The sequence below is a fragment of the Ignatzschineria indica genome (assembly GCF_003121925.1).
GTDB lineage: Bacteria > Pseudomonadota > Gammaproteobacteria > Cardiobacteriales > Wohlfahrtiimonadaceae > Ignatzschineria > Ignatzschineria indica.
On the sequence record NZ_QEWR01000006.1, the window covers coordinates 37,689 to 61,078 of the forward strand.

The 23,390-nt window shown below is 42.6% G+C and carries 13 protein-coding genes and 2 riboswitches; of the genes, 5 read left to right on the forward strand and 8 right to left on the reverse strand.

Annotation, left to right across the window (positions count from 1 at the left end):
- Positions 1 to 80: 80 nt before the first annotated feature.
- Positions 81 to 416: an H-NS histone family protein gene (locus DC082_RS09400; RefSeq protein ID WP_094568326.1), complete on the reverse strand. Its 336-nt coding sequence runs from the start codon at positions 414 to 416 to the stop codon at positions 81 to 83.
- A gap of 138 nt (positions 417 to 554) precedes the next feature.
- On the reverse strand, positions 555 to 2,744 hold the full coding sequence (gene rlmKL, locus DC082_RS09405; protein ID WP_109236760.1) for a bifunctional 23S rRNA (guanine(2069)-N(7))-methyltransferase RlmK/23S rRNA (guanine(2445)-N(2))-methyltransferase RlmL: 2,190 nt from the start codon (positions 2,742 to 2,744) through the stop codon (positions 555 to 557).
- A 1,240-nt stretch (positions 2,745 to 3,984) separates the two neighbouring features.
- Here rlmKL and DC082_RS09410 point away from each other — a divergent pair.
- Both DC082_RS09410 and DC082_RS09415 read left to right on the forward strand, forming a co-directional pair.
- Positions 3,985 to 5,505 carry a succinate CoA transferase gene (locus DC082_RS09410; RefSeq protein WP_094568328.1) on the forward strand — a complete coding sequence of 507 codons (1,521 nt, stop codon included), beginning with the start codon at positions 3,985 to 3,987 and terminating at the stop codon, positions 5,503 to 5,505.
- 317 nt (positions 5,506 to 5,822) lie between these two features.
- Positions 5,823 to 7,181, forward strand: a complete 1,359-nt coding sequence (locus DC082_RS09415; protein WP_094568329.1) for a sodium-dependent transporter — start codon at positions 5,823 to 5,825, stop codon at positions 7,179 to 7,181.
- Between the two features lie 370 nt (positions 7,182 to 7,551).
- On the opposite strand, the gene DC082_RS09420 is transcribed toward DC082_RS09415, so the two are convergent.
- The 3 genes from DC082_RS09420 to DC082_RS09430 form a co-directional block, all read right to left on the reverse strand.
- Positions 7,552 to 9,792, reverse strand: a complete 2,241-nt coding sequence (locus tag DC082_RS09420; protein ID WP_229821712.1) for a heavy metal translocating P-type ATPase — start codon at positions 9,790 to 9,792, stop codon at positions 7,552 to 7,554.
- A gap of 107 nt (positions 9,793 to 9,899) precedes the next feature.
- Positions 9,900 to 10,400: a CopY/TcrY family copper transport repressor gene (locus DC082_RS09425; RefSeq protein ID WP_109236761.1), complete on the reverse strand. Its 501-nt coding sequence runs from the start codon at positions 10,398 to 10,400 to the stop codon at positions 9,900 to 9,902.
- 109 nt (positions 10,401 to 10,509) lie between these two features.
- Entirely contained in the window at positions 10,510 to 11,409 is a 900-nt protein-coding gene (locus DC082_RS09430) for a LysR family transcriptional regulator (RefSeq protein WP_109236762.1), read from the reverse strand.
- A gap of 283 nt (positions 11,410 to 11,692) precedes the next feature.
- Between DC082_RS09430 and DC082_RS09435 the strand changes: the two genes are divergently transcribed.
- The 3 genes from DC082_RS09435 (at position 11,693) to DC082_RS09450 (ending at position 15,975) form a co-directional block, all read left to right on the forward strand.
- Positions 11,693 to 12,289, forward strand: a complete 597-nt coding sequence (locus DC082_RS09435) for a nitroreductase family protein (protein WP_109236763.1) — start codon at positions 11,693 to 11,695, stop codon at positions 12,287 to 12,289.
- Between the two features lie 501 nt (positions 12,290 to 12,790).
- Positions 12,791 to 14,197, forward strand: a complete 1,407-nt coding sequence (mgtE, locus tag DC082_RS09445) for a magnesium transporter (protein WP_109236765.1) — start codon at positions 12,791 to 12,793, stop codon at positions 14,195 to 14,197.
- A 191-nt stretch (positions 14,198 to 14,388) separates the two neighbouring features.
- Positions 14,389 to 15,975 carry a phospholipase D family protein gene (locus tag DC082_RS09450; RefSeq protein ID WP_109236766.1) on the forward strand — a complete coding sequence of 529 codons (1,587 nt, stop codon included), beginning with the start codon at positions 14,389 to 14,391 and terminating at the stop codon, positions 15,973 to 15,975.
- Between the two features lie 6 nt (positions 15,976 to 15,981).
- Here DC082_RS09450 and proP read toward each other — a convergent pair whose 3' ends face one another.
- The 3 genes from proP to DC082_RS09465 all read right to left on the reverse strand — a co-directional run bounded on the left by proP (position 15,982) and on the right by DC082_RS09465 (position 22,589).
- Entirely contained in the window at positions 15,982 to 17,466 is a 1,485-nt protein-coding gene (gene proP / locus DC082_RS09455; protein WP_109236767.1) for a glycine betaine/L-proline transporter ProP, read from the reverse strand.
- Positions 17,467 to 18,073: 607 nt separating this feature from the next.
- On the reverse strand, positions 18,074 to 21,742 hold the full coding sequence (gene metH, locus DC082_RS09460; RefSeq protein WP_109236768.1) for a methionine synthase: 3,669 nt from the start codon (positions 21,740 to 21,742) through the stop codon (positions 18,074 to 18,076).
- Positions 21,743 to 22,079: 337 nt separating this feature from the next.
- Positions 22,080 to 22,589, reverse strand: coding sequence for a hypothetical protein (locus DC082_RS09465; protein WP_109236769.1), 510 nt, complete (start codon positions 22,587 to 22,589; stop codon positions 22,080 to 22,082).
- An 85-nt stretch (positions 22,590 to 22,674) separates the two neighbouring features.
- Positions 22,675 to 22,772: riboswitch (SAM riboswitch) on the reverse strand.
- Between the two features lie 406 nt (positions 22,773 to 23,178).
- Positions 23,179 to 23,288, forward strand: a riboswitch (SAM riboswitch).
- Positions 23,289 to 23,390: the final 102 nt, after the last annotated feature.

Consider the following 23,390-nt stretch of genomic DNA (forward strand, 5'->3'; position numbering starts at 1 on the left):
AGCCTATAAAATTATATAGACCATAATATTCAGTCAGCGCTTTAAACTTATCTATTAAACTCATCCATTAATCATAATGATTAACGAAACTCTGGTAATAAAAAGTCTTCTTTTTTCGCGCCCGCTTCAACTTTCTCTTTCATCCAAAGAGGCATTTTACCGCGGCCACTCCAGAGTTGCTCTGGATTATCTGGATTACCATATTTCATTGGAACTTTACGACCTTTACGGCCCACTTTATCTTTGAATACATCATGAAAAGAGAGACCTGAATGATCGAGTAATTTCTCAATCTCTTTACGAACTTGCTCAGCTTCTGCTGCGCGACGGGTCTCAATCTCTTGACTTAACTCAGTAATAAGGTGCTCCATTTTATCAATTGTTAATCCATTTAAATTTAAATCTATATCTTTCATCACTTTTTCTCCATTCAATAATAATGACTATTTAGGTTATGCTTTCAATTTTTAACATATAAAAAATAGCCACCTAATTAAGATTATATACTATATTTATATGCCGCTTTATTTATATTATTAAATAATCACTAAACTCTATTTATGTTTAATTATAAAACATTGTCGTATCTTTGGCCTTTTCTTAAAATCTAAAGGCAATGTTGCTCTTGAGATATCAACGATTTCAAACAATTCATTAAGTTGAGGATCTAGACGGAACCCTCGCAAGTTTGTTGAAAACAGTAACTCACCATCGCTTACTAATAGCCTCATCGCATCAGTAATCAATTGCGTATGATCTCGTTGAATATCTAATACCCCCTCCATTCTCTTCGAATTAGAGAATGTCGGCGGGTCCATAAAGATAAGATCAAACTTATCCTTATTTCGTGCCATTAATGGTTTTTTTCGCAAGGTCTCCACTTCCGATCTCAACCATTCAAGCACATCCGCTTGCACCAATTCATGTCCGGCAAAATGTCCATTTAATGCGAGATTTTTATCTGCCCAACTTAAATAGGTTCGAGAGAGATCCACAGAGAGTGTCTCCGAAGCTCCCCCATTTGCCGCATGAACCGTTGCACTTCCGGTATAGCAGAAGAGATTTAAGAAACGTTTCCGCTTCGCCTCTCTTCCAATCTTAAATCGCACCTCTCGGTGATCTAAGAATAATCCTGTATCTAAATAGTCAGTCAAATTGACTAGAAGTCGCGCTTCCTTCTCTCTGACCTCAAAAAGATGCCCCTCCTCCCCGTAACGTTCATACTGCTGTCGCCCTTTCTGAACTTGACGACGCTTAATATGGATCTTATCCACGGCAATATGATCAAGAACTAAAGGTGTAATTTGAACCACCTTCATAAATCGTGATTCAGCAATCTCTCTCTTAATCGTAGGCGGTGCTTCATACTCATAGATAACAACCTGATCTTTATAGAGATCGATCGCAACATTAAATTCTGGAATATCGGCATCATAGAGTCGATAAGCTTCTATCCCCTCTCGCTCTGCCCAGCGGGAGAGATGTCGATAATTCTTCATCAGGCGATTAAAGAAGGATTCTCCCCCCTCTTCAAAGAGTGCTTCCCGTTCAAGGCGCTGCTCATTATGATCTGCTTTCTCTCGATTAACAAAGTAGCGCTCATCAATCTGAAATTGGAGATAGACACAGTTAAGTGGACCATTCCAAAATTTATTGATTCGCTCTGCTTTAATTCCCATCACTCGCCCAAGCTCTGGGTCAGATGTGATAACACCGGCACTGAATCCTGAATATTGTCGGAGAAAATCACCTAAATCACGGTAAGTCTCCATCAAGAGACTCTTCTCTCCAAGACGCTCACCATAGGGAGGATTGGTGACAATTAAGCCCGTTTTCAGATCAGCATCACGTTGATACTCCTGAAAACTCATCTGCTTAAAGGTCATATTAGGTAATACACCTGCACGATCTGCATTTGCTTTAGTAATACCGATCATCATAGAGCTCCGCTCAATACCGATCAGTCGCCCTTGATAACGCGCCTTACCCGCCACTGCTCTCGCTTTTGCGTTTTGTAATACCGTTTCCCACTCCGCCGGTTTAAAAAGGCGCCAACCCATAAATCCAAAGTGAGAGCGATAGAGCCCTGGCGCAATATCTCTCGCCATCAAGGCCGCTTCAATCAAAATTGTTCCGGCACCACAAAGAGGATCGATAAAATCTTGGTCCTCCGCTGCTTTTTCTGGCCATTTAGAGCGATAAAGAAGCGCGGCTGCTAAATTCTCTTTAATAGGGGCCGCTCCCTGTTCACTTCTAAAGCCACGCTTATGAAGCGGCTCACCACTAAAGTCCAGATAGAGCGTATAACGATTTTCAAAAATATGGAGATAGAAACGAAGATCGGGATTATCAAGGTCAACATTCGGACGACACCCCATCAGATCATTAAAATAATCGACAATAGCATCTTTAACACGAAGTGCCGCAAAATGGGTGTGAATATTGCCGGCTCGACGTGCAGTCACTTTGGTTGCAAAAGTATCGGTCTCACGCATATGGGTTGACCAAGGAAAGAGTGTCAACTCTTTATGAAGTTGGTCGAGCGATTCAAATCGCCCCGATTTTAACTCTAGAAGAAGACGTGATCCACAGCGTGTCCATAAGCATGCATTATATGCATCTTTTATCTCACCCTGAAACTCAACACCGGTTCCCGCTTCAACTGCATCGATCCCCAATGCGACTAACTCCTCCTTCACATAGGGGGCTAACCCTTGAGCACAGGTTACATAAAATTTGGCCATACTTTGTCTACTTTCTCTCTCTTCACTATTTTAAATATTTCTATCTAAATCACTCTACTAATGGAGCGCTTATTCAACTACGCTAACTACTGCTTATTTACTACTATTTACTACTTTTGCTGCTACTGAGACCTCTATCACAGATCTCTAATTTTCTCTTATTGATTGTCTTACTACGATCCTGCTCTATCTTCTTCTATCTCTTCTTCTAATATCGATTATCTTACTTTTCGCGATCTAGCGATCTATATAAACCCGTTAATTGAACCGATCAGAGATTGAGTCAAGAACAGATCAATAGGTCGATCTTCTTTACCGACCTGCTTTTCCGATCTGATCTTCTTTTCTGATCTATTTTTCTGATCTATTGCGCTAATATCTGATACGCTAATATCTGACATAGATGCTGAGTAATTCCGGCTGAAAATATTGGAAAATATTAAAATAGCAACGTTTCATAACTCAGTACTAGATACTGATAACCGCTATTTCTATCAATTAGAGGGGACTTATCAATAATGCGTTCATAGATTTTAATCGACAATAGAAAAACTTGTCTATTTAATAGTGCATTGTCGACAGCATTTTTAATAAAAGCTCCAAAAAATAGACCATAACTCAATATGTTAATCGCTCAATAACAGGCCCTTTAATTTAATATATCGCCAAAAATATTCAATAAGCATTCCATAAATACTCAATATATACTCAATAAATGATGCTGTTTTATCACCCTCTATTGATATTCTTCAATATTCGATATTTACTCAATATTCTATATATGTCGACATTTTATTGTCATATATATGCTTAAATATATGCGCTTATTTCGACCGATTTATCCATAGATATCTTATAAAACAGAAGAGTATACTATAAACCTAAATAGAAATGATACATATTAACAAAAGAGAGCGGAATTATAGGTATATAATTAACTAAATCAATCTGATATAAAAACAAAAATCACGCCTTTATAACCTCTTTTTATCGATATAAAGAGCGATCAAATCTCGATGAATCGGCAGCAATAGAGCTTAATATTTGATAACCATTCCTTTGACGCACAGCAACTTTATCACTTGAACTATTGGTGGTTATCTGTCTATATTAGTGGGAACGAAAATAACGTTACCAAGAGGATAAATACCCTTCAACATAGAGGGATCTTCTAGTAATGACAAGCACTTTAAGAAAAAAGATAAATATAGATAAATATAATTCAAAGAGGATCACAACTATGAGTACAGATTTAAGCAAAAAAATTCGCCATGAGGCGTTTCTCGACAAGATCGTCTCAGCAGAAGAAGCCGCATCTTGGATCGAAGATGGTATGACCATCGGGATGAGTGGCTTTACCCTATTTGGTGAGCCCAAAGTCTTCCCTAAAGCGCTCTCAGAGAGAGGCAAAAATGAGAAGTTTAAAGTCAATATTTTCACCGGTGCATCATTAGGTCCAGATGCTGACCAAGCGATGGCTGAAGCAGATATCATCAATCTTCGCCTCCCTTATCAAGCGAACCCTGTCATGCGTAAGAAGATCAACAGTGGTGAGATGAAATATATTGATCAACATCTCTCTCACACAGCAGAGACTCTTCGTCAAGGAAATCTCGGTAAAGTTGATTATGCCGTAATTGAAGCAGCGGCCATTACAGAAGATGGTCTTATCATTCCAACAGGATCAGTGGGTAACTCTCCAATCTTTGTAGAGAAAGCAGATCACGTCATTATCGAACTCAATACTAGTACCCCAGATAGTTATGAAGGGATTCATGATATCTATGTTCCTAAAGATCAAGGTGACAATCGTGAAGCGATTCCTGTCTATGATGATCTTAGTAAGCGTATCGGCACTATCGGTATTAAAGTTGATCCAGCGAAAGTTCGTGGTGTGATCCTCTCAGACCGTCCTGATATCCCATCACCCCTCTTTGAACCTAATGAAGAGACACAAGCGATTGCAGATAACTTATTAGACTTCTTAGCCAAAGAGGTTGAAGAGGGTCGTCTAGGTCCTAACTTAGCACCACTTCAATCAGGTGTTGGCTCCGTTGCCAATGCGGTTTTAAGCGGTATGGCCAAATCAGATCGCTTCAAAAACTTAGTTGTTGCATCTGAAGTATTACAAGATGGAATATTCGATCTTATCGATGCCGGCGTTGTTGATTTTGCAATTGCAACCGCATTCTCACTCTCGAAGAAACGTGTGGATAACTTAGCATCTGATCTTGAGAAATATAAAGATAAGATCCTCTTCCGTCCACAAGAGATCACAAACCATCCTGAAGTGATTCGTCGTCTTGGTGTTATTGCCTTTAATACAGCATTAGAGGTTGATATCTACGGTAACGTCAACTCAACTCATGTTAGCGGTACCCATGTGATGAATGGTATCGGTGGTTCGGCAGACTTTGCACGTAATGCGCGCATCACAATCTTCGTTACACAATCGACAGCTAAAGATGGCAACATCTCAACAATCGTTCCTTTTGTAACACATGTTGACCATACAAATCACGAGGTTGATGTGATTGTGACAGAGCAAGGCTATGCAGATATTCGTGGTCTTTGCCCAACAGATGCAGCAGAAAAAATTATCGAAAACTGTATGCATCCGAAATATAAGGCGCAAGCTCGTAAATACTTTGAAGATGCAAAAGCAAAACGTGGGGGCAATACACCACACCTTCTTGATGAAGCATTCTCATGGCATATCAACCTTGCTGAAAAAGGAACAATGTTGCTTGATGAGAAGTAATATCTTCTCGAAGGATAATCAACATCAACTATCAATAGAGATCGCTTATAACTAGTTATAGAGATCTTGATTACATAATAGAGCAGATCAATAGCACACATCATTGATCTGCTCTTTTTTATTGCCGATATTCAATATCGTGCCGGCAATCCGTCGATCAATTATCCCCAAATGTATCATCTATAAAACAACTGGTTATTAATCAATCTCACATCAAAATAGAATCTATGTTAATAATGATGCCTATCACATAAAACGTTATATAAAATCTTATAGACAACGTTATATAAAACTAATAAATCTTTTGAGGAGGAGTTATGGCTCGCGAAAATTGGAGCAATAAACTAATCTATATCTCTACCGTCGCAGGTGCGACGATCGGCTTTGGTGCCACTTGGCGCTTCCCTTATCTTGTTGGTGAGAATGGGGGAGGGGCTTATCTCTTTGTCTTCTTTATCGCAATGTTAATCCTTGGTGTTCCAATGCTTGTTGCAGAACATCTCATTGGTCGTAGACTCCATACCAACGTCGTCGACTCCTTTAGTGGTAAAGGATTAGATCGCCCGATCTCAAAATGGTGGAAAGCAGTAGGAATTATCGCGATTTTAGGCGCATTTGGGATCTTAGCCTACTACATGGTGCTCGGTGGTTGGGTGATGAGCTATATCGGCGGTATTTCGCTCGGAGAGATCGATCTCTCAACACCATTAAGTGCGGAAGAGGCAAAAAATTTCTTTGAAACATCCACTAATAGCCCTTGGAAGATGACGCTCTACACCTTTATCTTTGTAGCAGTCAACTACTATATCTTAGTGAAAGGGGTGATCGATGGTATTGAGCGTGTTATTCGCTGGGTAATGCCGATCTTCTTGATCTTAGTATTAGCACTGATGGTTCGTGCCCTCTTTCTTCCCGGCGCATTAGAAGGGGTTAAATTCTATATCATTCCCGACTTTAGCAAGATCAACTCCCAAGTGATTCTGCTAGCATTAGGACAGGTCTTCTTTGCGTTAAGTATCGGCTTTGGGGTGATGGTCACACTCTCCTCCTACCTCAACAAGAAAGAGAACCTTGTCGGGATTAGTATCAGTGCCGGCATTATCAATACGCTGATTCCTCTTGCGATCGGTTTTATTATCTTCCCTGCGCTCTTTTCAGCAGGTATTGAGCCAACTTCCGGCCCTTCACTAGTCTTCCAAGCGTTACCGGCAGTCTTCTCAACGATTCCTTTTGGTGCCTTCTTTGCATCGCTCTTCTTCCTGCTTCTTCTCCTTGCAGCATTGACCACCTCATTAACTATCTATGAAGTGACCATTACAACCCTGATCGAGAAATTTAAGATGAAGCGTGCAATGGCGACCTTTATTACACTTGCGGTGATCTTTATCTTTGGAAATATTCCAAGTATCTTGGCAGAGAGCAGCTGGAGTAATGTCCGCATCTTTGGTATGAATATCTTTGATGCCTTTGACTATATTAGTGCCAATATTCTCTTTATCACCACCAGCCTTCTCTCTGCACTCTTTATCGGCTTTGTCTTAAAGCGTGAAGTTGCACTCAAAGAGCTGACCAATGAAGGAACGATTAATCAGAAAATTGCGCCGATTCTCTTCTATCACATCAAATTTGTGATCCCGGCATTGATCCTCTTAATCTTCGCCTTCTCATTTGCATAGATAGCGCATCGCATAGATAGCACATCATTAAAGCACCACAAATTTCCCGCAACATAGCAGTCTCCCTATCCATTGAACTAAATGGTAGAAGTTGTTAAGTTGCGGGATTTTATTTTGATATATGCTAGCAAGTATCCAAGTTTCGTTACCTTAACGATGAGTCATTCTAAAACAAAAAAGGCTGTTGAGTTGCCGGACCTCACTATCACATACTTCCAAAAATGACATGCCGGCAATGGACATTGACAATGCCAATCTACACCTGTGGGCATGCAGTAGTGAAAAGAGTGAAATTATCGGCTCTCGCAACTCCACTACCCCTCTTATTGCTTAACTTCTTCAACAATAACAACTGATAAATGGCAGGATCCTACTTTTTATCCTTTCCCAAACGATCTAAGTTCAGACGATTAAGGCTGAGTGAATTTAACAGGACACTCACAGAACTAAATGCCATCGCGCCTCCCGCTAAAATAGGGCTTAAAAAACCCAAAGCAGCAAAAGGAATTCCGATCACATTATAGATAAAGGCCCAAAAGAGATTTTGCCGAATCTTACGCATCGTCATCTCCGAAAGCTTAATCACCTTTGGTAAAGAGGCAAGATCGCCATTCATAATGGTGACATCACTCGACTCCATCGCAATATCCGTTCCGGTTCCCATCGCAATTCCGGTATCAGCAAGCGCAAGGGCCGGCGCATCATTCATGCCATCACCCACCATTGCAACAGACTCTCCTGCCTTCTGAAGATTGGCCACAATCTTCGCCTTATCCTCCGGCTTGAGCTCCGCTCTGATCTCATCAGGGCAAAGTCCCACCTCTTCGCCAATCTTCTCTGCTGTACGTTGATTATCCCCCGTTAACATCAAAACTTTGATGCCCCTTGCCTTTAAGTCCGCAATAGCACCTGCCGAGCTCTCTTTGACTGGATCGGCAATAGCAACAAGTGCAACAAGATCTTGCTCCCGGCTCATTAAGACAACGGTCTCTCCCCGCGATTCATGTCGATCGATTAGTGAAGCAAAAGGCGTTAAATCGATATGATGCTCTACCATTAAACGGGGAGAACCGACAAAATAGCGCTCTTCTGCAATAATCCCCATTAATCCCGCCCCGACTAAAGCTTGAAAATTCTCCACCTGAAAGGAGGCGCTCTTCGAGCTGCTTGATAGTGATAACTCCTGCTCTTGCCCTGCCCCATAAGCAACAATCGCTTTTGCTAAAGGATGCTCGGAATGGGACTCTAACGCCACTAAATAACGAAGGATCTCACTCCTTTGTGCTTCTGACACAATCAGTTGAGAATTGACTGTAAAATGTTTTACCTCTGGTGCACCCGCTGTAATTGTCCCGGTCTTATCAAGCACAATCGTACTACTTTTAGCAACCCGTTCGAGCGCCTCCCCATTTTTAATTAAAATCCCCTGACGCGCACCCACACCGGTCCCCACCATGATCGCCGTCGGCGTCGCTAATCCTAAAGCACAAGGGCAAGCGATCACTAAAACCGCAACACTATGCATAATGGCATCACTCCATTCACCAAGGGTAAGGCGAGTTACCAAGAGCGTAATAAAAGCGATCAGAATCACTGCCGGCACAAAAATTGCAGAAACACGATCCGCCAGTTGCTGAATCGGGGCTTTACTCCCCTGCGCCTCATTCACAAGAGTAATGATTTTTGAGAGTGTACTCTCGTCGGCTCGCTTTAAAGCCTTCATCACTAATGCGCCACTCTGATTGAGCGTTCCGCTATAGAGTAGATCATTCTCCCCTTTATCCACCGGCAAACTCTCCCCGGTTAACATACTCTCATCCACAGTAGAGTGCCCTGATAGAACCACGCCATCAACAGGAATACTCTTTCCGGGATGTACCAGAAGATAATCATTCTCAACAACAGCATCAATCGGTACTTCAACATAGTGTTGCCCCGACTGAGAATTATCGATACGGAGGGCTGTCTCTGCTTGGAGAGACATCAAGGAGCGAATCGCAGCGCCCGTCCTATTTTTAGCGCGCTCCTCAAAATATTTCCCCAAAAGAATGAGTGTGATAATGACGGCGCTACTTTCAAAGTAAAGATGTGTCGGATCACCGCCTAAAAAACCATTATAGAAGCTATAGAGATAAGCAGCGGTTGTTCCCATTGCCACAAGAAGATCCATACTCGGCGCTTTTGCTCGTAGAGAAGCCCATGCCGCCCGATAAAATCTTGCACCAATCCCAAATTGAATCGGCGTCGTTAAAAGGAGCTGTACCCAAGGCAGATGAACGAAGTGAACCCAACTCGCCTCACTCCCTAACATCATCGCCATCATGCCTAACAACATCGGTGCACTTAAGATCGCACTGATAATTAGCTCCCAGCGCATACGATTAGCCGCCTTTGCTTCTGCTACCTGCAACTCTTCCTGATGCGCCTTATCATCGAGCATCGCACCAAACCCTGTCTTCTCGATCTGTGCAATAATCGCTTCAGGGGTAATTTGAGCAGGATTATATTCAAAGAGCCCACGCTTACTCGCAAGATTGACATTCGCACGGTAGATTCCCGGCTTTCGCCCTAAGACTCGCTCAATTCGTCCTGAACAGTTCGCACAGGTCATTCCCGTAATCGCAAGATGCAGAAAAGTACGCTCAGAACCCTCTTTTACCGCCTCTTTTGTGGCCTCTTTTGTGATCATTTTATTCAATAGATTCTCTTTTTCACTCATCACTGCGCTCCCTCTTTTTGGCTCGAATAGCTGTTTGAACAGACTCTTTTTACCTTTTTATGACAGCTACACTGCCCAACAAAACAATCACAAGGGATCTGATCGATCACCTGCTTCTCGGCGATGGTAAGCGCCTCTTTCAGTAATGGAATATCCTCTTTTGCTAACGCTTGTGCCTGTAATAATCGAGCAATTTTCTCCGCCCGATCACGCGCACAGACAAAGCTAAAGAGCGTTGCCGCGGCATGATCCCAAGCCTCTTCCTCTTCAATATTGGGCTGATAGAGGTAGCGATTACCTAGCTGCTCTGTAATCACCGCCTCTTTTGCTACGAGTCGTGCCAACAATGTCTTGATCGTAGTGGGTTTCCATCCTCTCTTTTTCGTTAAAACAGCGATCACTTCACGGCTACCCACCTCACCATTAGCCCATAAAACTCGCATCACTTCCCACTCAGATGGTGTGATCTCAATCATCTTGCGGCGCGCTATCGATTCCATCGATCTCTTCACTCCTCTCTTACGATTCTCATTTTACTCATTGTGACCACAAGTGTAGTCATCAATAGCTGAAATTATAAAATTTCTCCCCTCAATTGTCTATAGCGTTTTAGTAAGAGAATTTCATCTGCAAATATTGCATTAAAGAGCGAACAGTTGCCGGCAGATAACGGCTCTCGGGATAGACAAGATGCACTGATTTCGGTTTGGGTCGATGTTCTGGAAAGAGCTCAATAATACGCCCCGATTCAATCTCACTATCGACGGCATAATCGAAAAACTGCATAATACCAAAGCCGTTTAATACCGTCTCAAAGGCCCCGAGAGAGTTAGAGTGAACCATTGCCGGAGAGAAATGAAATGGCGTTGAATCTGCTCCAAATTCCCAAGGCAATAGCTGCCCGGTATGGGGAAATCGCAATGCGATCGTCTGCGCTTGATGAAGCGCTTCCAATGATGCCGGCATACCATATCGCTCTAAATAGACAGGGGATGCCACCAACTTCAATTGTGCACGATGTAACTCTCTTGCAACCAAACGATCCCCTTTTAAATCACCAATACGAATGGCAAGATCAAACTCATCTTTTGTAAAATTAACATAGGAATTACTAAGAGAGACCTCAAGCTGAATACTCTCATGATGCGCCTCTAAAAAAGGGGTCATTGCCGGCAGAAACTTTTTAATGCCGTAACTATCGGGCATACTGATGCGTAAAATACCATGGAGATCGCCACTGCTACTGATCTGTCTTTCAATATCACGAATATTTTCAATCGCCTCTTTACAGACAAGGTAGTAACTCTTTCCCTCTTCTGTTAAACGCATTGATCGAGTTGAACGTTGAAAGAGTTTAATATTCAACTTTTTCTCTAATCGAGAAACCGCCTTACTCACCGCAGAAGGGGTGACACCAATGGCAATAGAGGCATCGGTAAAATTACGGCTCTCTGCCGCCTTACAAAAAATTTGTAGATCATTAAAATCCATATTGTGGAGTAGAGTCATCACTTATCCCTCGGAACTTGCTCCCATTCACGATGCTATAAGTACTTCAAAATAGCACGTAGCATCCTCCCTTCATCAATCTATTTTAGCGCTATTTGTGCCGCTTAGGCATTAAAGATTTTCTTCTCATCTATAGTCAAACATGAGATTAATCCCTATGATGGAGAGGAATCTTAAGAGAGTAGTCTCAATCTGAGAGGCGACTCTGTGCTCTTGGCGCAAAGTCTTATAGGTTAGCGTCATTACGAAACAAAATTAAAAATCGATAGAAGGAATTAAATCTATGCAAAACTTTACCTCACTAGTGGAAAAACGCCGGACAATTTACCACCTTGGAAATAAACTTCCTCAGTCAAAAGAGGAGATCAATCAATTAATTGAAAAAGTTACGAAAGATACGCCCTCTGCTTTCAATTCCCAAAGTTCTCGCGTTGTTGTCTTGCATCATGATGCGCATCAAAGATTATGGAATATCACGTTAGAGGCCTTAAAAGCCATTGTTCCTGCAGATAATTTCGCAGCTACAGAGGCGAAGATTAAGAGCTTTGCGGCCGGAGCAGGTACAATTCTCTACTTTGAAGATCAGCAAGTTGTGGAAGATCTGCAAGAGCAATTCTCTGCTTATGCCGCTAACTTCCCCAAATGGTCAGAACAAGCACACGGTATTACCGCATATGCTGTTTGGCTCGCACTGGCAGAGGTCAATATTGGTGCTTCTCTACAACACTACAATGAGTTGATTGAAGCTGCCGTTAAAGCAGAGTGGAACCTTCCTGAAAAGTGGGCATTAAAAGCGCAGATGCCTTTCGGCTCAATCGAAACAGAAGCAGATCCTAAAGCATATATCGATACCGCTGCACGCTTTAAGGTCTTTGGTTAATATCCACTAACAAGGGTTAATAAGTGTTGATCGGTTAATCACTCATTCACTCAAACATAAGATCGACATAATTTGAGATTATCTCAGAAGGAGGGATTCCCTCCTTTTTTTGTGCTCCATTATTAACACTGTATCGCTAATATTATTCCTTAATAATAGAGCTATTTTAAATACCCAAAAGCCGATGCATTGCCGGATCTTACTACCACGTACTTCCTCAGATTTCGCGCCAGCAATGAGCATTGAAAATGCCAACCTGCGGGCATGCAATTGTGATAAGAGTATAAGCGTTCCCTCCCGCCGCTCTATAAACACTCTTATCTCCTGAAACCCCACAGGCTGATACATTGATCTACAGAGAGAAAAGGAGATTTGAGAAAATCCTAAAAAGAGTCAAATCAATGATAAAATAGGAAAAGTTTGATAGTAGAGAGATCAAACTTGAGATTTCGCTGCTTTAAGCAATGTTATTCACACCCATTTCAAGGAAAGTGATTATTTATGGTTACTTATGAGAGCAACAATCTGTATCAAATTCTACAACCAATTATTGAAGATAAGAGATATCAAGCCTTTGAAGAGTTAGTTGATTCGAGCCAGCCTATCGATATGGCAGATGCCTTAGAACTCTTTCCAACGGAATCGATTATCCCGCTTCTTGAAAAATTACCGGCAGAGAAATTAACTGAGCTCTATCCTCACTTTGAAGAGGAGGAGAAGGTTAAAATTATCCCTCATCTTAATATTGAGACTCTCCAAACGCTCCTCAACCGACTCCTATCAGATGAGCAGGTAACACTCTATCTCACATTGAGTAAAGAGCAGCGAGATATCTTAATGCCCACACTCTCAAAAGAGGAGCGTGAAGCGATTATTACGCTCTCCTCCTATCCTGAAGAGAGTATCGGTTCTATCGCTTCAGCCGATTATGTTAGCGTGACAGCTGATGGTACCGTCTCTGATATTTGGCATAAGGTCCGCCAAGATGCAAAGACAAAAGAGGCACTCTCCCAGATCTATATTACCGATGAGTATCGCCATCTGATCGGCGTTGTATCGCTACAAGATATCCTTCTCTCTAAAGATAGCGATCTTATCCGCGATATTATGGATACCGACGTGATTCAGGCAAAAGCCTCAGAAAATAGCCAAGTGGCCATTGCCCTAATTGAACGTTATGATCTCCCGGCACTTCCTGTTACCGATAATAACGGGCATCTCATCGGTATTGTCACGATCGAAGATGCGATGGAAAAATTACGCGAAACCGCAGCCGGCGCCTTTGCAAAGCTCGGGGGTAACGTGGCAATGACAGGACCTGAGCTCGACTACCAATACTCAAGTTTCTGGCGTATGTTCCGTGTAAGAGGCTTCTGGTTAGTGATTTTGACTATCTTTGGCGTCTTTACCAGTACCTTTGTTGCACGCCAAGAGGAGATTCTCTCTGAGGTGATTATTTTAGCCGCTTTCCTCGCCCCAATCGTCGATATGGGGGGTAATACCGGAAGCCAATCAGCCACCTTGGTGATTCGCTCCATGGCGCTTGGAGATATCCATCTTAAATGGAAAGATATCTGGTTTATTATTAAAAAGGAGATTCCCGTTGCCTTAGCATTAGGGGTCATGGTGGCACTTGTGGAAGTGGTACTCGCCTTCTTCTTTAAGAGCGGTATTAGTATTAATGTCTTGATGGTTGTCGGCTTCTCGATGATTACCGTCACCTTTATGGGTGGATTGTTCGGCATTATGCTGCCCTTTATCGCAAAGCGCTTCAATGTTGACCCGGCAACCCTTAGCTCCCCGATGCTCACCTCTATTATGGATTTCTTAGGCGTTGTGATCTATTTCGGATTTGCTTATTGGTTCTTAAGTGACCTATTAGTTGAAGCTGCCGCTGTGGTGGGTTAGATCAGAAAGATAGCGTATCCATTAGAGTCTCTTCAATAGAGATTCTTCAATAGAAGATCTTCTATTAATCGCCCCAAAGCAGATTGATTCAATAAAACTAATTCGATAAAGTTTATTCAACAAAATTTATTCGATAAGTGGATCAATAGCTTTGGGGTTTTCTTTGGAAATTTAAGCGATTACATGCACTTATGGCTAATAAGATACAAAAAATATTCCCTGCAAAAATCATCAAGCCCCTATTTATGAGCCTTATCATTACTACCATTCTCCTTGCTCTTTTTGCCACATATGCAATAAAACCATTACCAGAACTAAAACAGGTAAAAAGCAGTGCTCTGCCTATCAATGAGGAGAATAAGCTCGTACAGATGTTACAAAAAGAGTATCCGGAAGATCCCAACTTAACAGGGGTATTAGAGCTCTCTGATCCTCTTGACGCTTTCGTTGCTCGCTCTGTACTTCTCAACTTAGCTCAAGAGTCGATCGATCTACAATACTATATTTGGCGCCCCGATACCTCGGGAACCATGCTGCTCTACGACCTCTATAATGCAGCTGAGAGGGGTGTTCGTGTACGGTTGCTACTCGATGATAATAATACTCGGGGTCTTGATGACCTTATCGCAGTTTTAGATTATCACCCCAATATCGAAGTGCGCCTCTTTAATCCCTTTACTAATCGCAAATTTCGCTTTTTAGGATATCTAACAGACTTAAAACGCTTAAATCATCGCATGCACAATAAACTCCTTGTGGTCGATGGTGTCACTGCCATTACAGGGGGACGCAATATTGGGGATGAATACTTTGCTGCCGGTAATGGTACTGTCTTTGTTGACTTAGATGTGATGGCGATCGGCAATATTGTGCCACAACTCTCTCACGATTTTGATCGCTATTGGAATAGTGAGCTCTCCTACCCTGCTAAACAGATCGTGACAAAAGAGTATGGATCGGATCATATCGCCGCTTTTGAAAAGCTTCGCAAAGTCAAATATCGTGCTGATGTTGAAACTTATCAATCCGCTTTAGCGCAATCTAAATTATTAGAAAAGCTCTATCATCACAATATCGATTGGCAGTGGTCAGAAGCGATTCTGATCTCCGATCCTCCTAGTAAAGCACTCGGTGTCTGGAGTCAAAATGATTTTTACAAGCCACTCTATAACGCGATTGGCGACGCCCAAAAAGAGCTCTTTTTAGTCTCACCCTATTTTGTACCGACAAAGGTAGGAACTGCTTTCTTAAAAGATCTTGCAGAGCAAGGTATCCAGATATCGGTATTAACAAACTCCTATGAAGCCACCGATGTCGCCTTCGTCCATTCGGGATATATTAATTATCGCAAAGCGCTTATTGAAGCTGATATCGATATCTATGAGCTCAAAAAATCACATGATAAAACCCCTCATCTCAAAGATAAGGGGCTTGTGGGAAGTTCCGGTTCCAGCTTGCACGCTAAAACCTTTGTTGTTGATAATGATCGCCTATTTGTCGGCTCATTAAATCTCGATCCTCGATCAGCAAAAATCAATACCGAGATGGGGCTTGCGATCTTAAATCCCCATCTCGCTAAAGATATGACCGACCGCATTAAGCGTCATCTATTAGAGCGCTCTTACAAAGTGATCTTAGAAGATGATCAATTAAAATGGCAGCTATTTGATAATCAAGAGAGATTACTCAAAACTTATGATGTCGAGCCAAATACATCGATCTTAGAACGAGCGCTGATCCGATTTTTAACTTGGCTCCCTATTGAGTGGCTTCTCTAGCTATCACTAGCCATCAATCTCCGGATGTTGATCGATCAAGCGTTCCCGGCGTTTCTGAAGACGCGCAATCTCTTCATCAATACTCTCTATACGGCTTTCAATACGATCATAATGAGCTTGCAAAATCTCTCTTGCTTCGCTACGGTCAGAGGCAATCGGGGTCTCCCCACGTAATGGGCGATTCGCCGTCTCTTTCATATTGAAGGTCAAAATAATCCCAATAAAAGCTGTCGCCATTAGATAAAATGCGGGCACATAGAGATTATTGGTCAATTCAATCAACCAAGCCGTTAAGGTAGGTGTAAATCCTGCCACTAAGACGGAGATATTAAACGCCGTTGCCATAGCGCTATAACGCACTTTTGTCGGGAAGATCGCCGGCAAAATAGAGGCCATCACTCCGGTAAAACAACTTAACATCAATGCAAGGAAGACTAAACCTAAAAAGATCAAACCCACATTGCCGGTATTAATGAGATAAAAAGCGGGAATTGCACCGATTAACATTCCGACACTACCGATCTTAATAAAGACTTTACGGCCGAAACGGTCACTCAATAGCCCCACTAAGGGTTGAACAAAGAGAATACCGATCATAATGGCAATAATAATCAGAACCCCGTGATCAGCACTATAGCCCAAACTAAATGAGAGATAACTCGGCATATAGGTGAGTAACATATAGTAGGTCACGTTAGTTAAAATCACGATACCAACACTTAAAAGAATACTCTTTGTGTTATTACGAAGAACCGTTATAAGGGACTCTTTCGCTACCGGCTTTGCCTCAATACTCTCGCTATGCTTTAAATATGTTGGTGTCTCATCGAGCGCATGGCGCAGATACATCCCCAAAATACCTAAAGGTCCGGCGATAAAGAAGGGAATTCTCCAGCCCCACTCTTCAAAACGAGCATCCCCTAAAAGGGTAGTGATCAAAACAACGACACCGGCACCTAAGACAAATCCGGAGATCGATCCAAAATCGAGCCAGCTACTCAAAAATCCTCGGCGGCTATCAGGAGCATATTCCGCAACAAAGATCGCGGCACCCGTATACTCTCCGCCGACAGAGAAGCCCTGCGCTAACTTTGCAATTAAGAGCAAAATTGGGGCCCAGATACCGATTGTGGCATAAGAGGGGATCAAGCCGATCGCAAAGGTACTGACTGACATGATAATAATTGTCACAGCGAGAATCTTCTTCCGCCCAAACTTATCCCCTAGAACGCCGAAGAAGACGCCGCCAATAGGTCTGACTAAAAAGGGAACCGAGAAGGTGGCCAATGATGCAACTAACTGTACGCCGGGGGAGGCATCGGGAAAGAAGACTTTCCCTAAGACATAGGCCAAAAAGCCATAGACCCCAAAATCAAACCACTCAATGGCATTCCCCAATGCCGCGGCGGTAATCGCCTTGGTAAATTGATCGTTCTTCACGATCGTAATATCACTCAACTCCATCGGTTGGTGTTTTTTCGTGTTTGTCATAAATCTCCTTATTAGGTAGATATTCCATAATGAACTCACGAATTGCTTCTAAGGTATTACTCCTCATTAGGGAAGTTCATTCAAATACCTATCTGTTGGAAATATCAGTCGCAAACCCTAAAAAGCCTCTGATATTATTCAATAAGATTCAATAAAGTTTAAAAAATTGAAAATCTTAATCTGAAAATAGGATAGCGAGGCTCGATTTCTATTTGTAATTAATATTTTCTTTATTAAATTAATATCTCATTAAAAATATTAATTAGATATAAAATCTCATTACTGTATATGCCTCCTCTCTTTAAGGTGCAAGCATGCTCCTTTTCAATGCTTCAAATAGAGCTAACACTATACCTTCTCCCCCTATTGATCATTTTTTGTGATGAATAAATGAGAAAAACTCCTATTTATGCCTAACTACATCACTTTTAATGATGGTATTAAAAGGGTTGCTGAATTCTCTGCGCAATATTTAGACAAAACTTGCGATCTTAGATCAAAAAAGTTGAGGGGAAAAGAGAGGAAAAGAGCGCTAAAATGATGAAAAACCGCAATAAATGCGGTTTTTATCAAAAGTATTAATTTAAGATATCACCAAATCGCTGTTCTACTCCTCTGGCTCATATCCCAAATTGGGTGCGAGCCATTTTTCTGCTTCTTTCAGATCCCAACCTTTACGCGCAGCATAATCTTCCACCTGATCACGACCAATTTTGCCCACCCCAAAGTAGTGGGCTTCGGGATGAGCAAAGTACCACCCGGAAACAGCTGCTTGTGGATACATAGCAAAACTATCAGTAATTGCGAGACCGATACGCTGATCAGGATTGAGAAGACGCCAGAGTGTTGCTTTCTCCGTATGTTCTGGACAGGCTGGATATCCCGGCGCCGGGCGAATGCCGCGATACTCTTCTCGAATCAAGGCTTCATTATCAAGCATTTCATCTTTCGCATATCCCCAATACTCTTTACGCACCCGTTTATGGAGATACTCCGCTAAGCTTTCGGCAAGACGATCGGCAAGCGCTTTGAGCATAATCGCACTGTAATCATCATGATCAGCTTCAAATGCCTCAATATAGGGTTCAATGCCGATACCTGCCGTACAGGCAAATGCGCCGATATAATCCTCTTCACCGATAAAATCAGCAAGAGAGCGATTCGGCATCTCATTGGGTCGCTCTGTCTGTTGACGCAGATGATGCAAACGTGCAAGTTCTTCTGTACGAGTATCATCTGTAAATAAAACTGTACTTTCACCTGCATTTTTTGCAGGAAATAGTCCGACAACAGCTTTCGCTGTTAGCCACTTCTCCTCGAGAATTTTTGCCAACATCTTCTCTGCGTCTTGATAGACTTTTGTCGCTTCTTCCCCAATAATTTCATCTTCTAATAATTTTGGGAACTTCCCACGCAATTGCCAGGAAGCGAAAAAGGGGGTCCAATCGATCGTCTCTACAAGATCCTCGAGCGGCACTTCAAACTCATGAATCCCCATCTTCTCCGGTTTTACAATATGATCAAATCTTAATTTTAAACGGTTATTGACCGCCTCTTGAAAGGGGATTAGCTTAATATCGCGTTGTCTTTCGAGGTACGCTGTACGGCGCTTTTCGTAGTCTTCCTTCAAGTTCTTTTTAAACTCATCACGAAGCTCTGGACTAATCAAAGATTGCGCCACCCCAACAGAGCGGGAAGCATCACGCACATGAACAACGGTATGACGATATTGTGGGGCGATACGAACCGCTGTATGCGCAAGCGAGGTTGTCGCTCCACCAATCATAATAGGAATATCGAGACCTCGGCGCTCCATCTCTTTAGCAAAGCCGACCATCTCCTCAAGCGATGGCGTGATTAAACCGGAAAGACCGATCACATCCACCTGCTCTTCGAGCGCCTTCTCAATAATTGCCGGCGTGGGGACCATCACCCCCATATCGATCACCTCAAAGTTATTACATTGCAATACAACACCGACAATATTCTTCCCAATATCGTGAACATCACCCTTTACTGTCGCCATCAAAATCTTGCCATTTGACTGACTCATATCGCCAAACTTTCTCTTCTCCTCCTCAATAAAGGGGATCAAGTAAGCTACCGCACGCTTCATCACTCGCGCTGATTTGACCACTTGGGGCAGGAACATCTTTCCTTCACCAAAAAGATCTCCCACCACATTCATACCGGTCATCAAGGGACCTTCAATCACCTCAATCGGCCGTGAAAAACTTTGTCGTGCAAGTTCAGTATCCTCTTCAATATAGCTATCAACGCCATTGACTAAGGCATAGGTTAATCGCTCAGCAACAGGAAGCGCTCGCCATTCGAGATTCTCCTCTTTACGAGTTGCTCCCTCCCCTTGATATTTCTGTGCTAGCTCTAAAAGGCGTTCGCTCGCTTCAGGATCTCGATCAAATAGCACATCTTCAATCCCTTCTCGTAACTCTTCGGGGATATCCTCATAGATCGCAAGCTGACCGGCATTGACAATCCCCATCGATAATCCCCGCGCGATTGCATGATAAAGAAAGACCGCATGAATCGCCTCACGTACTAGATTGTTCCCTCTAAAAGAGAAGGAGACATTAGAGATCCCCCCTGAGATATGGACATAGGGGAGATTTTTCCGAATCCATTCCGTCGCTTCCAAAAAATCTAACCCATAACGATTATGTTCTGAAATGCCCGTTGCAATCGCAAAGACATTGGGGTCGAAGATAATATCCTCCGCCGGAAAGTTGACCTCATTGACCAAAATATCATACGCTTTTGAGCAGATCTCAATCCGGCGTTCTAAATTATCCGCCTGCCCTGCCTCATCAAATGCCATCACCACAATGGCAGCGCCATATTTTTTCGCCAGTTTTGCCTGCGCAATAAATTGCGCGACCCCCTCTTTCATCGAGATTGAGTTAACAATCCCTTTCCCTTGAATGCACTTAAGCCCCGCTTCTAAGATCTCCCACTTTGAGGAGTCGATCATAATGGGCACTTTAGAGATATCGGGCTCTGAAGCAATAAGATTGAGGAAGGTGACCATCTCCGCTTTCGAATCGAGCATCCCCTCATCCATATTGATATCGATAATCTGCGCGCCATTTTCCACTTGATCACGCGCGACTTCCAAGGCTTCGGCATAATTCTTCTCTTTAATCAGGCGCTTAAAACGGAGAGAGCCGGTAATATTGGTTCGCTCGCCCACATTGGCAAAGAGCGATTCACCAATCGTTAAGTTACACGCCTCTAAGCCTGAAAGGCGCAATGATTTTACCTTCTCTTCCGGAATACGAGGAGCGATCGATGCGACCTTCTCAGCAATTTTCGCAATATGTTCCGGCGTTGTTCCACAACATCCCCCGACGATATTAAGAAAACCTGATTCTGCCCATTCGGCCATCTCTAACGCCATCTCATCAGCGCCAAGATCATACTCACCAAACGCATTGGGAAGGCCGGCATTAGCATGAGCAGAGAGATAAAATTCGGAAATATGGGAGAGTTCTGCAACATAGTTTCGCAGAAGATCAGGTCCTAACGCACAATTAAGACCGATCGAAAAGGGGCGAACATGGCGTAACGAGTTGTAGAAAGCTTCGGTCGTCTGCCCTGAAAGCGTCCGCCCTGAAGCATCTGTAATAGTACCGGAGATCATCACCGGCAATCGAATCCCTCTCTCTTCAAAAAAGGTCTCGATCGCAAAAAGCGCTGCTTTAGCATTGAGCGTATCGAAGATAGTCTCGACCATTAAGATATCGGCACCGCCGGCTACCAAGCCAGAAATAGCTTCCAAATACCCTTCAACTAATTGATCAAAAGAGGTATTTCTAAAGCCAGGGTCATTCACATCAGGGGAGATCGAGGCCGTCTTACTAGTAGGACCTAAAACCCCTACCACAAATCGGGGCTTTTCTGCCGTGCTATAGCGCTGACACGCACGCTTAGCTAATTGCGCTGCCTCATAATTGATCTCATAAACATAAGGCTCCATCCCATAATCGGCCATCGACATTTGAGTAGCATTGAAGGTATTGGTCTCAATAAGATCAGCGCCCGCCGCAAGATAGGCCTCATGAATCGCCAAAATAATATCAGGTTGCGTTAAGACTAAAAGATCATTATTCCCCTTAAGATCTTGGGGCCAATCGGCGAAACGTTCACCGCGAAAATCAGCCTCCTCCAATTGTCGCTTCTGGATCATCGTCCCCATTGCTCCATCTAAAATTAAGATGCGTTTCTGGGCGATACTCTGAAGTTGCTCTTCGATAGCCATAAAATAGATACTCCTCTCTCTACCGGCAGACGCAATCGCTGCCATCATCAATAGTGGTTAACTCAGTGAGTGTTACTCATTTATGCGACGAACTTAACTTGTAGCGCACTTTAAAAAAGTGTCGCTCTCATCATCATCTTGATAATCGTTCATCGTCGTTAATAATCGTTCTAAATAGAGAGAGGAGGATAGAGAAAAAATAGAATCGACCATAAAAAAGTGCTAATCACAGATCAAATCTGCCACTAGCACTTCTTTATTAAGATCAGCCTGTACAAGATCATCTTCTAGAGTGCAACAGATCAAGCATCCTAAAAGATTGATCAACGATAACACATTAATCAGGAATATCGATCTTTCCTGAGATAGCGGGCTTCACAGCCTTGCTATCGATAATTAATGTGGGCTGTAGTGAAGGATTAGAGGGATAATTCGATCCTCCCCATTTCATCACTACTTGTCCTTTCCCTTTGCTATAAACGGAGAGATCAGACCAACCATTTGAACGTGCTTCTAAGACATAGATCGGCGCATTCGCAACTGTCGATTTTGATGCTAATTTATAATTACCATCTGCTAAGCCTTCAAAGACTAACAGTGTACAGCCACCGGTTCCACACCACTCTTCCCCTTCGAGAAGCACTAAACCATCATCGATGCCATCTTGGTTAAGATCAGCATATGCGACAGCGTAACTTGGTGCGGTCTCATTGGTGAAATTTTTAATTGCTGCCTCTAACTGCGGTGTTGCAACAACCTCTTCTAACTCAATAGAACTCCCTGCTGTTTGACAGCCTGCTAAAAAAAGTGCGGAAAGTGCTACGGTTAATAGACCTTTTTTCATCATAGTGACTCCCTTTGTTGTCCTGAGACTTCTGGTATAAAAAAGCTCTTCCTGGGTAACAAGAAGAGCATCATTAACTGATTAATGCTTCTTATCTGCCAGACTCATCGATCTGTTGGACTTAGCACAAAAAGATTGGTGCTGAGACTTCATTGGGCCAATTCCCTCCATCTCTCTTAATAAGAACTACACTTTTACTATATCACTCAAAATTTAAAAATAGCAAAATAAAAGTGCAAATATAGAAATAGAGGTAATAAAAAGTGAACGTAATAACGGACGCAGCAATCGCGGTAACGGTTTCGTTTAAGATTAATCTCGTTTAAAAATATCGCAAGAATGTCGTAAGAATATTGTAATAGTATCGATAAACAGGCCGGTTAAGATATCGAAAAATAGTGAAAAGCATCTTGCTAAAAAGATTCAAATGATCGATTTTTAGAGCCTTAAGCTCTTCATGCAGATGCAGTAACGACCTCAAGGGCGATCTCAATAGAAGCCTCAGTAGCGCGTAAAAACTTGCTTTTTACACAACAACTCCTCTATAGTAAAAAGTAGATGGTAGAGAGAGCAACCCGCTTTTAATACCATGATCTTATCAAGAGCGGCGGAGGGAAAGGCCCTGTGATGCCCGGCAACCTGATGAAAATTAAGGTGCCAATTCCTTCGACCTATCTAGGGATAGTGATCGAAAGATAAGTTTGCGTAATGCCAACACTTGATGAGAACGAGTGCTGGCTTTTTTTATGCCAGTTCGAAAATGGAAGGACCCTCCAATAACCCCAATTTCCCAATAACCCAATA

Excerpts from the sequence above, each read along its gene's own strand:
- DC082_RS09400 (WP_094568326.1), bottom strand. The coding sequence starts at position 416 with ATGAAAGATATAGATTTAAATTTAAATGGATTAACAATTGATAAAATG.
- rlmKL (WP_109236760.1), bottom strand. The coding sequence starts at position 2,744 with ATGGCCAAATTTTATGTAACCTGTGCTCAAGGGTTAGCCCCCTATGTG.
- DC082_RS09410 (WP_094568328.1), top strand. The coding sequence starts at position 3,985 with ATGAGTACAGATTTAAGCAAAAAAATTCGCCATGAGGCGTTTCTCGAC.
- DC082_RS09415 (WP_094568329.1), top strand. The coding sequence starts at position 5,823 with ATGGCTCGCGAAAATTGGAGCAATAAACTAATCTATATCTCTACCGTC.
- DC082_RS09420 (WP_229821712.1), bottom strand. The coding sequence starts at position 9,792 with ATGACCTGTGCGAACTGTTCAGGACGAATTGAGCGAGTCTTAGGGCGA.
- DC082_RS09425 (WP_109236761.1), bottom strand. The coding sequence starts at position 10,400 with ATGGAATCGATAGCGCGCCGCAAGATGATTGAGATCACACCATCTGAG.
- DC082_RS09430 (WP_109236762.1), bottom strand. The coding sequence starts at position 11,409 with ATGACTCTACTCCACAATATGGATTTTAATGATCTACAAATTTTTTGT.
- DC082_RS09435 (WP_109236763.1), top strand. The coding sequence starts at position 11,693 with ATGCAAAACTTTACCTCACTAGTGGAAAAACGCCGGACAATTTACCAC.
- mgtE (WP_109236765.1), top strand. The coding sequence starts at position 12,791 with ATGGTTACTTATGAGAGCAACAATCTGTATCAAATTCTACAACCAATT.
- DC082_RS09450 (WP_109236766.1), top strand. The coding sequence starts at position 14,389 with ATGGCTAATAAGATACAAAAAATATTCCCTGCAAAAATCATCAAGCCC.
- proP (WP_109236767.1), bottom strand. The coding sequence starts at position 17,466 with ATGACAAACACGAAAAAACACCAACCGATGGAGTTGAGTGATATTACG.
- metH (WP_109236768.1), bottom strand. The coding sequence starts at position 21,742 with ATGGCTATCGAAGAGCAACTTCAGAGTATCGCCCAGAAACGCATCTTA.
- DC082_RS09465 (WP_109236769.1), bottom strand. The coding sequence starts at position 22,589 with ATGATGAAAAAAGGTCTATTAACCGTAGCACTTTCCGCACTTTTTTTA.